Here is a 15,531-nt window from a genome sequence, read left to right as displayed (position 1 = left end):
GTTTTATAGAAGAAGGAAGATTAAGACAAGCAGAATGGCTATATGATCATTATGTAGACCATATTATTTACGCAAAACTGGCTGAGGAATGGGAAAAATAAGAGTTTGTTATGCAACTAACGGGGCAGGATAGTTCACCAAGAAATTGTGGGTTTTATGGTAAAATAAAGGTAATAATTGATTATTTGTTTGGGGGATTTTTGGTGGAGGTTATCATATCTATTGTTTTTTCTATTGTTGGGTTATTTATTCTATATATAGTTATCGAAACAGCAGTAAGGAAAGGTATTAACAGTTCAATAATTGGTCAATTTTTTGAAAAGAAGTATGGAATTAAAGAAGATAAAAAGTCTTTTCTTGATGATGATTTAGATAATGATAAATAAAAAGGAATTTTAAGCTAACGGGTGCGTTATCTTAGGATCAGAGCAGTCTTTAAGGCCGCTCTTTCTTTATGCAACTATCGGGGCTGAATAGTTTAAAAAGGATTATCAAAGGAGTCGGTAAGAATGAGTTTAGCTTCCTACATTGGCTGTAATATAGAATTACCTATTAACGATGATGAATATTCAGATGATTCCTTTTACATTGGAAGATGTTTTGCAGGAGATAGCGAACTGCAAAATTTAAAAAAATATCAGTTTACTAACCTTTATGTTTACGAGGTATCAAGTCATTGGGGAATTGAGATTTCGGAATATATGAATCAAGAAACCTGTGCTGAATCAAAAGTAAAACTGTTAGAACTTTGTAAAAGAATGGACAGCTATCTTGAAAAAGGGGATTATTTTGAACTGTATAGCTGTTGGATTGGAGATGAAACTGATAAGCGAGAGGGTGAGATAAATCTCCAAATCAATAACTTTGATATTGACCAGATTGAAATACCAGAAAAAACGTTAGTGAGATTTGAAAAATAAAGGCTTCTGTGCTTTAGCTGAAGATCGGAGCTGTCTTTAAGGCAGCTTTTTCTTGTGGAACTAAAGGGGCAGGATAGTTCCATAACACAAATTGGAAATATATGTGGTAATATGGGAAGAAATATATTTAAAGTAGGTAAATTTGTTTTGGAACTCTTAACAGAAAAATTAATTCTTATATCTCTATTTATATTTATTATCCATTCTATCGAAACACTTGCATATGCAGTCAGATTATCTGGTGCAAGAGTAAGATTGTTAGCTTCAGCTCTATCCTTATTTAACTTGATGGTTATGATTTCTCGATTAGCGAATATGATGCAGCAACCATTTACAGGGAGCCTGGTTGATAATGCTCCTAAAGTAAATACACTAGGGTTTGTTGAAAACCAATACAGGATCATTATTGGTTCATCAACATTAGGAACAATATTAGGTATTCTTTTACTTCCTAGTTTTATTGCTATTTTTTCAAGGGCTATTGTTCATTTATCTGAAGAAAGAGGTTCTATACCATCTTTGATTAAAAAGGGGTTAACTTTCGAATACATTAAGCGTGGGGTAAAACACATTCATTTACCAAAGTTTTCTTACTTAAAGGATATTAGATTGAAAGATATTCCTATAAGATTGTTTTTAATTAATATGGTAATAACTGCAATCTATACAATTGGAGTGTTATCTGCGTTATATGCTGCTTTAATAGCTCCAGAAAGAGCAACAACAGCTATTATGGCATCGGGTCTAATAAATGGAATAGCTACAATTTTACTTATAATTTTTATTGACCCTAAAATATCTATTCTTGCGGATGACGTAATAAATCAGAAGGGAAGTTACCTTAATCTCAAGGGTGTATCTCTTATGATGGTCACTTCTCGTTTATTAGGAACGATACTAGCTCAAGTATTTTTTATTCCAGGAGCAGGATATATTGCGTGGTTTACCAAATTTATTGTCTAATAATTACCTGTTTTCTTAATGAACTAACGGGTGCTTTAGCTAAAGATCGGAGGTGTCTTTAAGGCAGCTCTTTTCTTATGGCCTAACGGGGCAGTTTAGTTGAACAACCGCATCAGGCATAGAAATGAGGATGCAATGGTAAGTAAAATGATTGTTGATAACTCCCTGTTCTCAACAGAAACAACCTATGATAAACTTAAATTTCTACAATTTACCAAATGATCGATATTTGTTTATTTCAGTAAGGAGGCAAAATTGTTGATGAAACATTAATATTGAATTGTAAAAACAGAAAAACCTACACAAATTGGTTGTATGCATTTAGATGCTAACGGAATTGTAGGTTTCCATCAAGCTGTTATTCCACAATTACTCATTGTTGTAGATGGGGAAGGATGGGTTCGTAGTGATGATGAATTAAAAGTAAATATAAAAGCTAACGATGTGGTCTTTTGGGAAAAAGGTGAAGGACACGAAACAACAACTGCCACTGGACTAACTGCAATTGTAATTGAGTCTGAAGAATTAACTCCTTCTAATTTTATGTCAATTAAAGAACATAAATAAAAAATAATCCTTGTTTAACTACCAGGTGCGTTAGCTGAAGATCGGAGCTGTCTTTAAGGCAGCTTCTTCTTATGGAACTATAGGGGCAGGTTAGTTCAATAACGAATTGGATTTTTATGGTATAATTTGAAAGGTTGCAACGGATCCTGTATCATTCTCACTCTTCGGTCACCTTTCTCTATATCATTACCGACCAAGACACAAATAACGTATTGAAAATATTAGTGTTTTTCACTGAAGTTTTGTTTCATTCGTAGTGATCGTTATAAATTACAGAAAAGGACGATTTATTATGTCTAAAAAATAGTAATTATTCTAGGAGCATTTATATTAACTCAACTTACTTTAAATAATCCTTTAACTGTTATGTGGGAAACCTCTGGAGTATTTGAAGTTTGGAGTTTTTGGATTATAGTTCTTGTTCTATTTTTCTATTTATGATTCTATTCTAAGCCTTTTTTGCTTAAACGGGTGCGTTAGCTGAATCGTAGCTGTCTATAAGGCAGCTTTTTCTTATGGAACTAAAGGGGCAGGTTAGTTGCATAAGTGAAACCATAAAACAATTTATAACGTCATATAAATAAAGGAGGGAGTTTATGATAAGATATTTAGGTTTTATAACTGTCAGCATAATGTTTTTGCTTATAGTTGGTTGTGCCAATATAGAGACTGATTCAAAAAAGTTTGTTCCTTCTGATACTGATATTGTGAATAGATATAATGGTGATATTAAAAACGAAACTAGGTTAAAAGAACCTATCAAGAATACAGAAACAGGGAAAAAGGATAGTATTCGTGTGGTTGCTTACACAAAGGAAGGAGACCCAATACTAACTGATTTAACATATAACGGAGAGCAGCTTGAAATTACTGAGGATACCACTAGAGATGAGTACGGTAGTGGAGAAATTAACACATTTGGATGCGAGAAAATTTTAGTTGAAGGAAACAAATACTCTATCATTGGTTGCCAAGGTTACGAAACACCTTATTACTTAGCAGAAGGTAATTAATGTGATTATCGACTGTGTAATCCTCAACGACCCTCTATCACACCTTAATTCGAGTACATCCTTCTTCAACTAACGGGTGCTTTACTTCAATAAGGGAGTTGCTTTGGCAGCTCTTTTTCTTATGGAACTAAAGGGGCAGGTTTGTTCAACAAGGGATAATACATTTGAAATAGAATTTATATTGTACGTCAAATAAAGAAAGAAGGTTGAGTGATTTTGATTAAGCTAGATACAGTTTTTTCATATGTTCTTCTCGGTGTGATAGTTTTCTACGCCTTGGAGTGGTTAGCTGTTGGTTCAGGTTTTAAGGTACTAGTTGGCGGTGGGTTTGGTTTACTTTTATATATAGCTAATCATATTAGTAAGAAACAAAAAATAATGAGGGAAGAGCCTGATGATAGGCAATAAATATTATTTTAATAAGCTAACGGGTGCTTACTTCAATAAGAGAGTTGCTATGGCAGCTCTTTTTCTTTATGGAACTAACGGGGCAGATTACTTCAATAAGGACCATTTGTTTTCTAATGATAATTGTAGGCTTTTCCTATATAATAAATCCAATTAAAATACAAAAGCTAAGAGTATTGGGTGGATTTGAATTGGGAGGTGCGGGTATTTTGCAAACTATTTTTATTCTAGTTTACCTTGTACTGTGTTTTGCCTTGTTTGCAATATTGGATAGGGTTATTGCAAATAAAACGAAAACATTGAAATTGGAATTAGAGCAGAATACTGAAAATCAGAATGAAACTCTTTCAAATATTCGACATCAATTAAGCCGAGTTTTCCTACTTTAAGGAGAAAACTCGGCTTTTCAATGTCTAGGCTCTACATCTAAAATATTGACGGTACCCTTTTACAAGTTCATTAAAATTAACTAAAAGGTCTATATTCTACCACCGAAGATAATTTAATTAACGTAGAAGGTTCTCCATAAGCTAATGACGAATCAATAAATTCTTCAAGCGATTGAACTGATTCCGTTACGATTTTTACTAAGTAACTAAACTGTCCTGCTAATCGATGACATTCAACTACATTATGATTTTTTTTACAGAAATCCCTAAATGATTTTCCTTGTTTCGTATCAAATAAAATAAAGGCAGTTACACTTTTATTTAGCTTTTCAGTATCGATAATAGCTCTATATCCTTTTATTACCCCTTTATCTTCAAGCTTTTTTACCCTTTCATTTACAGCAGGAGTTGAAAGTCCAACTTTTTTTCCTAGTTCTGTCATAGATATTCGAGCATTTTCTTGAAGTAAAATTAAAATACTTTGATCAATATCATCCAAGGTAGCATCTTCCTTTGACATTATATTTTTAAGAAAAATTGTGAAATTAAAATAAATAATAAAGTATTTTACAAAATAAGCTTAATATATCTATGTATTTAACACAATATGTAATATAAAATAGTGTTTAGTATTCTAAATTAGAATAAAATACCTATAGGAAGTGATTTAATAGTGAATAGTTTTTTTCAGAATGAAATTATTTTAGAAAATTCAAAAGTATTACTTGTTCCTTTTACCTTAGAGTATAAAGAACATCTAAAAGAGGTTGCTTTTGATGAGTCTCTATGGACATACATGGGTTTATTAATTCGTACAGAAGAGGAGTTAGATGAGTATATACATTCAACTTTAAATGAAAAGTTAGAGGGAAAGTCATATCCATTTATTATTATTGATAAAGAAACAAAAAAAATTGTAGGTAGCACAAGACTTGGGAATATAAATTTTCATAATAAGAGATTAGAAATAGGTTGGACTTGGTATGGGACAAAATTTCAGGGAACAGGAATAAACAAAGCTTGTAAATATGAATTATTAAAATATGCTTTTGAAAATATGAACTTTAACAGAGTTCAATTTAGTGCAGATATAGACAATATTAGGTCTCAGAAAGCAATTCTAAAACTTGGAGCTAAGCAAGAAGGGATCTTTCGTAGCAATTACATAGATCAAAATGGAAATAAAAGAGACGATGTTTATTTTAGTATTATCCAAGAGGAGTGGAATGATATTAAAAAGAAGTTCTTCAGCGAATTTGAATAAGTAAGTTAACACTTTTTATTTCCCATTGGTTATTATTTCTACTTTTATTGATAAATCTTATGGAATTAGTGGTTTATGTTCCCATTCACCCATACCTAGTACAGCAGCAAGAAAAGATATGGTGACAAAACTCCTCAACCAATTCTCTTTTGGATGAGTTTTTTTTAACTCTTTGCTAATTCACGAATGATTTGACCAATTTCATGTATTCCCTTTTTAAGGGTGGGATTCCCGTCGAGTAAGAACTAGCCAGTGAAATTGTCAGGCTGTTGTTTAGAAAGTCTTTTCTTAAGTATCAACGAAAGCAGCATTTCTGCAATAAATGAACTATTTCTTCATTTGTAAATAGCTCATTATTGTGAAGTAATTCACTTAAACTAACGGGTGCTTTAGTTCAATAACAGGGATTGCTGAGGCAGCTTTTTCTTATGGAACTATCGGGGCAGGTTAGTAAAAATTACTGTTTTTATAAGCTATAGCAAATTACATTAGAAAGCGAGTGTGAAAAATTGAAATCCAAATCATATTTATTAACATTGATTTCTCTTATGTTGGCTTTGGTTACATCTAACTTAGATATTCATACTGATATTAAATCTGTTATTTATGGATTATCGGCGTTAGGTTTAATTTTAGGAGGATACTTGAGTATAAAAAAACCAAAAGAAAATAAGGAAGTTTAGAGAGTGTATTATGAACGGGGCAGGTTAGTTCAATATGGAATTGGTTTATTATGGTATAATTTTCAGGTGATTGTTTTCGATACTCAATGTTAGGGTGGTAATTTAATGGTTCGAAATTTACCTCAACTTGGAATTGGTCTGCAAGTAGTTTTCTTTATTTTATTCTTTGGAACTTTATTACCAGAAATAAATAATATGGTAGCCGCCTTCGTTTGTCTATTTTTAGGTTTTTCAAGTTTAATTGTTGGTATATACTCGGTTAAAAGGCAACAAAACTTAATTTTATCTATTGCAGTCATCATTATTGCTTTTCTTATTTTAGGCTTTACAATATTCGCATATTTTTTGGGTGAGGCAGGTTACCCACCACTAATAATGCAATGAAATTTCAATCTGTATGATATTTAACGGTGGAGATTGCTGATAAAGATAAAACACCTTTTCTTATGGAACTGAAAGGGTGTATTAGCTAAAAATCGGAGCTGTCTTTAAGGCAGCTTTTTATTAATGCAACTAACGGGCCAGGTTAGAAGAAGATTATCGAAGTGATGAGGATGAATTTTTAAGTAGGGAGGAGTTATCATGTATCAAAATATTGGTACAGAAGAAGCAATTAAAAGGTGGGATAGTTTCGCGGATACATATTCTGCAAATCATACCGAGCAAGGAGATCTTCATAAAGAAGTTTTTTTAAATCCAACTTTATTATCACTTATGGAAACAGTAAGAAATAAAAAGGTTTTAGATGCCGGGTGTGGCGAGGGGTATTTAAGCCGAATTTTAGCGAGGTCCGAAGCGACTGTAACTGCTGTGGATTATTCATCACGGATGATAGAAATTGCTAAGGGAAGAACTCCAATTGATTTGTTGATTGATTATAGGCAGGGGAATTGTGAGGACTTGAATTGTTTAGAGGACAAAAGTTTCGATTTAATAGTATCCAATATGGTTATTCAAGATCTTGCAAATTACGAAAAAGCATTTCAAGAAATGTATCGTCTATTAGTAGATGGAGGCTGTTTTATATTTTCGATTTTGCATCCTTGTTTTGTTACTCCAGAAAGTGGTTGGGAGAAAACAAAGGATGGTAAAAAGCTGCATTGGAACGTAGATAAATATTTTTATGAAGGTGTGTATGAACAAGGTTTAGGAGATAAAGAAAAAATGCTATTCTTCCATAGAACATTAACAAGTTATATAAACACTTTAATCCAAACAGGTTTTATTTTAGAAAGCATAATAGAACCTAAGCCTTCAAAAGAGATGTTAGAAAAATATCCTTCATTTGAAGAAGATTTCAGATGTGCTGATTTTATCGTCTTTAAACTTAAAAAGTGAAGGTGCATATTTTAATAGGTATTAGTGCATTCGTCTATAGGAAGGTGTACATGATGGGGGGAAATTACAGAATGAAAAAAGAGGTCTTAACAAATGTCCAGTAAATCATATCAAATGAACCAGAGTTATGTAGATTCCCAAGAAAAACAAAAAATGTTATATAAACGTACATTGATTATTATAAGCATTTCACAAATTTTTGGTGGTGCCGGGTTAGCAGCTGGAGTTACGGTGGGGGCACTTCTTGCCCAACAAATGCTTGGCACAGACGCATTTGCTGGAGTGCCATCAGGTTTATTTACTTTAGGGTCTGCCGGGGCTGCGTTAATCGTAGGGAGACTTTCACAACGTTATGGTCGCCGTACAGGTCTAACCGCTGGTTTTATGATTGGTGGACTTGGAGCGATAGGAGTCATAACGGCAGCTATCATAAATAGCGTTTTCCTTTTATTTGCTTCCTTGCTCATCTATGGCGCAGGAACAGCGACAAACTTACAAGCTCGTTACGCTGGAACGGACTTGGCTAACAATAAACAGCGAGCCACTGCCATCAGTATTACCATGATGTTTACAACATTTGGTGCAGTTGCTGGGCCGAATTTAGTGAACGTAATGGGGAATTTTGCACTTTCTATTGGCGTTCCTTCACTCGCTGGTCCTTTCATATTATCAGCAGCAGCATTTATCTTAGCAGGTCATGTCCTTTTCATTATGCTTCGTCCAGATCCATTAGTTATAGCAAGAGCGATAGAAGCGTCCAAACAAGAAAGTAATCGAATAGGATATTCGGCTGATACTGAACAAATAGAAAACAAAAGAGGGATTATGGTTGGTGCGACAATTATGGTTCTTACACAAATTGTCATGGTGGCCATTATGACCATGACACCAGTTCATATGAGACATCATGGACATGACTTGGGTGAAATAGGTCTCGTTATTGGATTTCATATAGCTGCCATGTATCTTCCTTCACTGGTTACAGGTGTCCTTGTTGATAAGTTTGGCCGTACTTCCATGGCTATTGCCTCTGGTGCTACGCTGCTTCTGGCCGGTTTAATATCGGCGATTGCACCAGGCGATTCTATGATTCTCCTAGTTATTGCTCTTTCTTTACTTGGATTAGGATGGAATTTTGGTTTAATAAGTGGGACTGCTCTTATTGTTGATTCAACTGACACTTCAAATCGGGCTAAAACTCAAGGTACAGTGGATGTTTTAATTGCCTTATCAGGAGCTTCTGGTGGCGCCTTATCTGGAATGATTGTGGCCGGTTCAAGCTATACAACATTATCATTTATTGGAGGGTTATTATCTTTATTATTGATTCCAGTGGTTATCTGGTCTCGGGGAAGTAAAAAATAAAATAATCATTTTCTAAAGGATCCATACAATATGAGAAATAAGAAAAGTCATTTCCTACCATACAGGAAACGGCTTTTTTTGGTGCGTTTGCTTATCATACAGACTTCACACGTTAACAGTCATTCGACCAATTTAATGCAGCTCTTTCTTTATTTAACTAAAGGTTCAGGTTAGCCCAACCTGAACCCAAACATTATTGAAGCGTATTTAGATTTTGTGCCCTTAAAAAACTTACAACTACCTCTCCAATTTGTCTGCCTAACTTTAAGCCTTCATTGTTATCCACATTAAAATGTACGCCAGCGTACAAACGAGATTGAGCACTTTCTTCCATTAGTTTTTTTATTTCGGAAGTCTCTTGAGGAAAGATATAACTTAATACTGTCTCTGCACATCCCGCCACAGTTGCGTGTGCAGAAGGGTAAGCTGGAAAACGGGGGGGAAACAACACAGTTGACAGATTTCTGCCATATTGATTCGGACGTGCAACATCCCATTGATATTTAAAAAACCACGTCATGACAAAGGTATCATTCATAGCAGCGTGGAAATAACTCTGAACCCTTGCAACACTCGGCGATCCAAGCATATACTTTTCAGCTAAATTAAAAATTAGAGTGGTAATCTTAGCGGTTAATTCACCTGTTCCCCAATATTTTGCGATGCGTATTTGCTGGGAAGTCAATGACTTTAAGGTCTCCTCTACAATGAATAACTCTGTTTCCCAATCAATATCTAGAGGATTTTTAATTCGCCAAATGATTCTTTGATGAAAGGGGTCAAGAAAATCATTATCTCTTCCCCTTGAAATAAAAAACATTGGCCATTTTCCTGCCTCTGAAGAACCTTTAGGTGGGATACTTTCCCCTGGGTAAGGAAATTCTGTCCATCTTCTATAACTTGTTCTCAAAAAGACCACCCTCTAATAAATGTTCTCCTTGTTCCTTATGATTAAGAGTAATGAAATATGACCATTTAACTTTTGGCTCCCTTAACACAAAGATTAGGGGGCTGAGCCCTTTTAAGCCTTTATTGCTGATTCCCGCAAACCTTTATAACATAATTAAATATTTCAAAGTTTTATTTGAAATATTCCCAAATATTAAAAGGTATTCAAATGATCATGTCTTGAAATAATAAGGAAAACACAGGAGAAACTCTAATATGAACAGAAAAAAATGTTATAAAGAATTTTTCGTTATTTTTATTTTTATATTTGTCTTAATGTTGAATCACTCGGTCTATGCGATTGATTGGGAAGATGAAGAAGTACCTATAAACTTCAAAATTGAAATATTACCTTGGGAGATAGTAAACACCATTATTCCTAATAAAACGACTTTCACCATTATAGACATTGAAACGGGATTATCATTTAAGGTTCAACGAAGAGCAGGCAGTCATCATGTCGATGCTCAGCCACTAACCAAGGATGATACTCAGATTATGAAGAAAATTTATCATAATCAATGGAGCTGGAAAAGAAGAGCGATTATTGTATTCATTAATAATCAAATGATCGCTGCCTCTATGAATGGAATGCCACATGGTGCCGGTTCTCTTCAAAATGGTTTTCCAGGTCACTTCTGTATTCATTTCTATGGGAGTTTAACACATCGTTTAAAAAACGAAGATTCCGCCCATAAATTGATGATACTGAAAGCGGCCGGTAAGCTTGATGAATATTTAGGCACGGTAAGTCCCTACGAACTTATCCGTATTTTTACCATGGCCATAAATCAAGGTGATCAAAAATTATTATCAATGACCTTATCAAATCCGGATCATTCCAATCGTTTCAAAAAACTCGCTGAAAATATTACATATCTTGGGGTTGAAGATTTTTCAAGACAATCTCTTGAAGACGCAAACGGGTTGATATTCTTGGATGTGCCGGTTCAAGTGAAGATTTATAAAGAGGGAAAAGGGAGTGAAAGCAAAAACATCCATTTTATGATCAGAAGAGAGGGTTTGACCGATCGTTGGTTCATTGATCAAGATGCGATTTATGAAGCCTTAAGGTGAGTTTTTTGTAGATACGGAAAAATAAATTCCAATCCAGTGTGGGGGTGCATTCAATGCGAGTATCATGGATTGCCGGACTTTTACTATTCGTTCAACCAGTGAATATTTCTGAAAGCATATCGGTAACCCACCAAGGACAAACGATTACCAGTGTCAACCATGCTGATATTACTTTGCCCTTACTAGATGTTCCTATCATGGACATAGATAAATACAATCAATTTGTCGAAAAAATAGATCGACAAGTGTACCAAAAACCTGTAGATGCCACAATAGGCAAACAAGGTAATATTATTCCTGGGCGGGTAGGTTACAAGCTATACCATCAAGCATTTAAAGAGCAATTTTATTCCTTTTTGTACAGTAATAAAGCATACAAACTAGAAGTGCCTTTGCTTGCTATTCATCCAAAAGTTGATAGCGAATTACTTGCGGAGATTCGTGAAAAAAAGATAGGTGAATATAGAACCTATTTTAATGTGAACAACAAAAATCGTACAAATAATATCTCGCTTGCTACAGAAGCCATTAATAATTATGTCGTGTTTCCTGGAGAGGTGTTTTCTTTTAATCAAGCCGTTGGCAGGAGATCAGTAAATAAAGGATATATGCTCGCTCGAGTTATCGTTAAAGGCGAGTTTTCAGAAGGGATAGGTGGAGGGATATGTCAAGTGTCATCCACCCTGTTTAATGCTATTGACAATGCAGGGTTGAAAACTATTCAACGCTATTCCCATACTAGGAGCGTTCCATATGTTCCATCTGGCCGCGATGCTACAGTAAGCTGGTATGGTCCTGATTTTAGTTTTAAAAACACGTACAATCAACCTATCCTAATCCGAGCTACAACCCAAGGAGGAATGGTAAGTATCATGGTTTACTCTTCAGATATGATAAATAATAAGATACGAAAAGTTCCCGCTGCTTCAAATCAGAAATCAAAAGAGCAGATTTACCGTTCCTAAAAGTACACTTTTACGAACGGTTACTTTTTTATAAAATCACCTATTATAAGATTTCAATCCGACAATATGGACGGAGTACGCATTAGCTCCTCCTTCCATTGTATAATTTCTGAGCCTTCCCTTGCACCTAATCTTTGGATCTATAAATGAATTTCACCAACAATTGAATCGTGATACTAGCTATAGAATGGTTTCCTGGTGCAGGAGTGACAAACTCCCATTATGCCGGCTGGCTTTATCCGATTATTTTCTTCTATTCCCCGAAGCAAACCAAATTTGTTTATTCATAATTCTTTTTTAATGCATCGGTATATTGATAATTAACTACCTTATCAAGACCTTAATTATAAAAAACTTTAATAAATATAGGAGAGCACCTATTAGCCATGTATAATTTGTGCTCTCCTTTTCTTTTTCTTAAACTAGCGCATCTGTTAGTTTAAGGAGCTTTTTTGTAGAATTGACACAAACTGTGAGGTGAACATTATACTACACCTTAAGAATAGTAATAAAATAAATGAATGTGGTATCCTATTAATTAGTAATATTATCCAAATAACTGGGTGAATTATTATCGTTAGTATGAGATTTTTTATTCATTGCATCAATGTCTTTGCATAATAATACGAAACAAACGGACAAACACATTGAAATGTTAAAACGATTGGTTTACGGCTTTGTATTACAACCATAAACTAGGATTTTTAATTCCGACAAACAAATTAGAGGTTACATAGGACAACGTTATTCAATTTTTATACGTTTATGAAGCAGGAATAATTCTAGCAATGATTGTATTCGGACTCGCTTATGTATTTGTAAAAGGGATAGGGGATAGGACCCAAATCCTACTTCAATTTTCGCTAGGCATATTGATTTTAGTGTTTTCCTTATCTGTGATTGGTGGGTTTGAGGGAATGCCGTATACTGTGTTGAACCTTGGAGTATTCACAATGGCGATTCTATACTTTTTCTTAAAGAAATACGTTATAGGAAAGAAAATACTTTTTATAGGGGTTCCACTCATCCTCGTTATTCATATATTCATTGGGTTCATCAATCAAGTGGACTACTGGGTAGTGGATAAAGAAAGACTGACGGATGATGAAACCGGGGACTTATATTGAAAAAATCGAGAAAGATACATCAATTGTCGGTTACAAAAAGTTTAATGGAGGTGAAGGGGAGGACTTTTTATTAAATCAATGGGTGGTGAAAGAAAGGGAAATACCATTGAAGTGTTGGAAGTGAAAGAAGATAGTGAGAAGACTATCATTCGCATTCGGACATCTTATAATAAAAATCCTGAGCCCAATCCGTATATAGCTGTAGCACCTTCTCGTTTTAAATCAAAGGTAGTCATTTTGGACGGATGGAACAAATTATGGGGATGGTATATTTGATTAAACCTTTTTAATTTGTTCATACTTGGATGGTTCCTTTTTCTTATGGAACTAAAGGGGCAAGTTTATTGAAGAAGGATATTTTCTGTTTTAAGCGAATTAGAATTTCAAATAACTTTACACGAATACAGGTATTGAAAATAACAGGAATATAGGAGGTATGAGATATGAAGATCGATAGAATAGATCATGTGAGTATAAACGTAAATGATCTTTCAGAGGCTAAAGCTTTTTTTCTTGATTTAGGACTTGAAGTAAAAGCGGAATGGGAATTGGATGGAGAACAGTTGGACAGAATAGTTGGGCTTAATGATGTTAAAACGGCATGTGTAGGATTGGGGATGCCAGATGGTCAGGCATGGATAGAGCTAGTCAAATTCTATACGCCGTCAGATGAAAAAGATATTCAGCAACCTTTGGCAAATACGCTGGGTATCCGACATATTTGCTTTGCTGTTGAAGATATTGATGCTATTGTTGCAAAATTGAAAAAGAAAGGCACGGAAATCTTTAGTGAGATACAGCAATATGAAGAAAGTTATAAGTTATGCTACGTTCGTGGTCCAGAGGGAATTATTTTAGAGTTGGCGGAGAAAATCAGATGAATACTGAATGGGACTTTAATTGATTTAGACCACCAACTTTAAAGATTTTTTCTTAAACTATCGGGTGCTCTACTTGAAGAAGTCAAATAAAAAAGTCGGTTCCTTAACGTACAGGGAATTCGACTTTTTTATGTTTGGTTTTGCTTAGCGCACAAAATTTCCGAAATGTTGGCGATACCCCTTTATACAACTAAAGGGACAGGATAGTTGCATAAAGGGAAAAAAGAATGTAATAGTTTTCATTTTACTTAAAGGCTGTAAGTTATTATAACTAAGCATTTATATTACATAAATAATGACATGACTGTAGGCTATTTTTCATACAATATTTTTGGGGTGTAAAAATGGCAAGAGCAAATTACCGAAGTTCAGACGTTGACTTAATGGCAAGGATGATGAGAGCAGAAGCAGAAGGTGAAGGACGACTAGGAATGTTATTTGTTGGAAATGTAATTGTGAATCGTCTTGTAGCTAATTGTTTAGACTTTAAAGGTTTAAGAACAATTCCACAAGTCATTTATCAAGTACAAGGAGGAAATTATTCTTTTGAAGCTGTTCAAAAAGGGAATGTATTTTATCAAAGAGCGAGAGGCATTGAAAGAAGATTAGCAGAACAGAATTTGAAGCACTGGAGACAGCATCCGGCTAGATATGCCCTTTGGTATTTCAATCCCTATGCGCCATGTCCTCCAACATGGTATGATCAACCTCATACTGGTCAATTTAAAGACCATTGTTTTTATGAACCAAAACCTGGAACATGTGATGGTGTTTATAGTGGTTAAGCTTACTCTTTGAGTAAGCTTTTTTACATATTTTAAAATATTTATACAATATAAAACTTTTAGTAATAGTTTTTATCAAAAAAGTAATATTGTGAATTATTGTACTTAAGCTAACGGGTGCTTATCTGAAGATTGGAGCTGTCTTAAAGACAGCCTTTTTTTATGGAACTAAAGGGGCAGGTTAGCTCCGTAATAATCAAGTGATTTATCATTAATCATCTATGGTAATATACAAATTAAACCAATAGAAAAAACAGGGGGATCAGTATGTTCTTACATAAGATAGATGAGGAGTTATCATTGAAACTGTTAGAATTAAAGGATGCAGAAAGAGTTTTCGAAATAACCAATCAATTCAGAGAATATCTGCGAGAATGGCTTCCTTGGCTTGATACTACAAAAAAACTTGAAGATACAAAAGGGTTCATTAATATTTGTTTAAAAGGTTTTGCTGAAAACAAGAGTGTCAATACAGTTATTATGTATAAGGAACAAATTGTTGGTGTAGCAGGTTATAACCAAATAAATTGGTCAAATAAAACTGCATATATTGGTTATTGGCTCGGAGAAGAATATCAAGGAAATGGAATTATGACAAGAGTAGCTAAGGCATTGACTGATTATGCATTTAAAGAATTGAAACTAGATAAAGTTGAAATTAGGGTTGCTTTGGAGAATAAGAAAAGTAGAGGGATTCCTGAAAGATTAGGTTTTGTTAATGAAGGTTGTATCAGACAAGCAGAATGGTTGTATAACCATTATGTTGACCATATTGTTTACGGTATGTTAGCTAAGGATTGGAATAAGTAGTAATATTTTAATGAACTAACGGGTGCGT

The 15,531-nt window shown here is 34.2% G+C and carries 19 protein-coding genes and 2 pseudogenes; 19 read left to right on the top strand and 2 right to left on the bottom strand.

The window, feature by feature from the left end; all coding sequences use genetic code 11:
• The 8 genes and pseudogenes from ACFVS1_RS24850 to ACFVS1_RS24815 form a co-directional block, all read left to right on the top strand.
• Nucleotides 1-101: pseudogene (locus ACFVS1_RS24850) on the top strand (GNAT family N-acetyltransferase); the annotation flags it as partial.
• A gap of 9 nt (nt 102-110) precedes the next feature.
• Nucleotides 111-386, top strand: coding sequence for a hypothetical protein (locus ACFVS1_RS24845; RefSeq protein WP_387551650.1), 276 nt, complete (start codon nt 111-113; stop codon nt 384-386).
• 123 nt (nt 387-509) lie between these two features.
• Nucleotides 510-920: a hypothetical protein gene (locus ACFVS1_RS24840; RefSeq protein ID WP_387551647.1), complete on the top strand. Its 411-nt coding sequence runs from the start codon at nt 510-512 to the stop codon at nt 918-920.
• Between the two features lie 147 nt (nt 921-1,067).
• On the top strand, nt 1,068-1,883 hold the full coding sequence (locus tag ACFVS1_RS24835; protein ID WP_387551659.1) for a lipid II flippase Amj family protein: 816 nt from the start codon (nt 1,068-1,070) through the stop codon (nt 1,881-1,883).
• 111 nt (nt 1,884-1,994) lie between these two features.
• A pseudogene (locus ACFVS1_RS24830) lies at nt 1,995-2,105 on the top strand (IS1595 family transposase); the annotation flags it as partial.
• Nucleotides 2,106-2,198: 93 nt separating this feature from the next.
• Nucleotides 2,199-2,450 (top strand): cupin domain-containing protein, encoded by a 252-nt coding sequence (locus tag ACFVS1_RS24825; RefSeq protein WP_387551645.1) that lies wholly within the window; start codon nt 2,199-2,201, stop codon nt 2,448-2,450.
• A 596-nt stretch (nt 2,451-3,046) separates the two neighbouring features.
• Nucleotides 3,047-3,463 (top strand): DUF4362 domain-containing protein, encoded by a 417-nt coding sequence (locus ACFVS1_RS24820; RefSeq protein WP_387551642.1) that lies wholly within the window; start codon nt 3,047-3,049, stop codon nt 3,461-3,463.
• Between the two features lie 216 nt (nt 3,464-3,679).
• The gene (locus tag ACFVS1_RS24815) at nt 3,680-3,871 is read left to right on the top strand and encodes a hypothetical protein (protein ID WP_387551640.1); all 192 of its coding nucleotides are present in this window, start codon (nt 3,680-3,682) and stop codon (nt 3,869-3,871) included.
• A gap of 465 nt (nt 3,872-4,336) precedes the next feature.
• Here ACFVS1_RS24815 and ACFVS1_RS24810 read toward each other — a convergent pair whose 3' ends face one another.
• On the bottom strand, nt 4,337-4,759 hold the full coding sequence (locus ACFVS1_RS24810) for an Lrp/AsnC family transcriptional regulator (RefSeq protein WP_387551637.1): 423 nt from the start codon (nt 4,757-4,759) through the stop codon (nt 4,337-4,339).
• Nucleotides 4,760-4,933: 174 nt separating this feature from the next.
• Here ACFVS1_RS24810 and ACFVS1_RS24805 point away from each other — a divergent pair, with 174 nt between their 5' ends.
• From ACFVS1_RS24805 to ACFVS1_RS24790, 4 genes are all read left to right on the top strand, one after another.
• Entirely contained in the window at nt 4,934-5,524 is a 591-nt protein-coding gene (locus ACFVS1_RS24805; protein ID WP_387551634.1) for a GNAT family N-acetyltransferase, read from the top strand.
• A 788-nt stretch (nt 5,525-6,312) separates the two neighbouring features.
• Nucleotides 6,313-6,591, top strand: coding sequence for an alpha/beta hydrolase (locus tag ACFVS1_RS24800; protein ID WP_387551631.1), 279 nt, complete (start codon nt 6,313-6,315; stop codon nt 6,589-6,591).
• A gap of 198 nt (nt 6,592-6,789) precedes the next feature.
• Nucleotides 6,790-7,545 (top strand): class I SAM-dependent methyltransferase, encoded by a 756-nt coding sequence (locus tag ACFVS1_RS24795; protein WP_387551628.1) that lies wholly within the window; start codon nt 6,790-6,792, stop codon nt 7,543-7,545.
• A 93-nt stretch (nt 7,546-7,638) separates the two neighbouring features.
• Nucleotides 7,639-8,910, top strand: a complete 1,272-nt coding sequence (locus ACFVS1_RS24790) for an MFS transporter (RefSeq protein WP_387551625.1) — start codon at nt 7,639-7,641, stop codon at nt 8,908-8,910.
• 193 nt (nt 8,911-9,103) lie between these two features.
• Here ACFVS1_RS24790 and ACFVS1_RS24785 read toward each other — a convergent pair whose 3' ends face one another.
• On the bottom strand, nt 9,104-9,820 hold the full coding sequence (locus tag ACFVS1_RS24785) for a vanadium-dependent haloperoxidase (RefSeq protein ID WP_387551622.1): 717 nt from the start codon (nt 9,818-9,820) through the stop codon (nt 9,104-9,106).
• Nucleotides 9,821-10,074: 254 nt separating this feature from the next.
• Here ACFVS1_RS24785 and ACFVS1_RS24780 point away from each other — a divergent pair, with 254 nt between their 5' ends.
• From ACFVS1_RS24780 to ACFVS1_RS24750, 7 genes are all read left to right on the top strand, one after another.
• Nucleotides 10,075-10,935, top strand: a complete 861-nt coding sequence (locus tag ACFVS1_RS24780) for a hypothetical protein (protein ID WP_387551619.1) — start codon at nt 10,075-10,077, stop codon at nt 10,933-10,935.
• 53 nt (nt 10,936-10,988) lie between these two features.
• Complete coding sequence (locus ACFVS1_RS24775) at nt 10,989-11,900, top strand: VanW family protein (protein WP_387551616.1); 912 nt, start codon at nt 10,989-10,991, stop codon at nt 11,898-11,900.
• Between the two features lie 746 nt (nt 11,901-12,646).
• Entirely contained in the window at nt 12,647-13,027 is a 381-nt protein-coding gene (locus ACFVS1_RS24770; protein ID WP_387551656.1) for a YesK family protein, read from the top strand.
• Nucleotides 13,028-13,105: 78 nt separating this feature from the next.
• Entirely contained in the window at nt 13,106-13,303 is a 198-nt protein-coding gene (locus tag ACFVS1_RS24765) for a hypothetical protein (protein ID WP_387551612.1), read from the top strand.
• Nucleotides 13,304-13,470: 167 nt separating this feature from the next.
• On the top strand, nt 13,471-13,908 hold the full coding sequence (locus ACFVS1_RS24760; protein ID WP_387551609.1) for a VOC family protein: 438 nt from the start codon (nt 13,471-13,473) through the stop codon (nt 13,906-13,908).
• A 344-nt stretch (nt 13,909-14,252) separates the two neighbouring features.
• Nucleotides 14,253-14,693, top strand: a complete 441-nt coding sequence (locus ACFVS1_RS24755; RefSeq protein ID WP_387551606.1) for a cell wall hydrolase — start codon at nt 14,253-14,255, stop codon at nt 14,691-14,693.
• Between the two features lie 267 nt (nt 14,694-14,960).
• The gene (locus ACFVS1_RS24750; RefSeq protein ID WP_387551603.1) at nt 14,961-15,503 is read left to right on the top strand and encodes a GNAT family N-acetyltransferase; all 543 of its coding nucleotides are present in this window, start codon (nt 14,961-14,963) and stop codon (nt 15,501-15,503) included.
• The last annotated feature ends 28 nt before the right edge of the window (nt 15,504-15,531 follow it).

The organism is Peribacillus sp. NPDC058075, assembly GCF_042885195.1.
Taxonomy (GTDB): domain Bacteria; phylum Bacillota; class Bacilli; order Bacillales; family DSM-1321; genus Peribacillus.
Note: the sequence above shows the minus strand (reverse complement) of the source record. Positions and strands in the feature narration are given on the sequence as shown.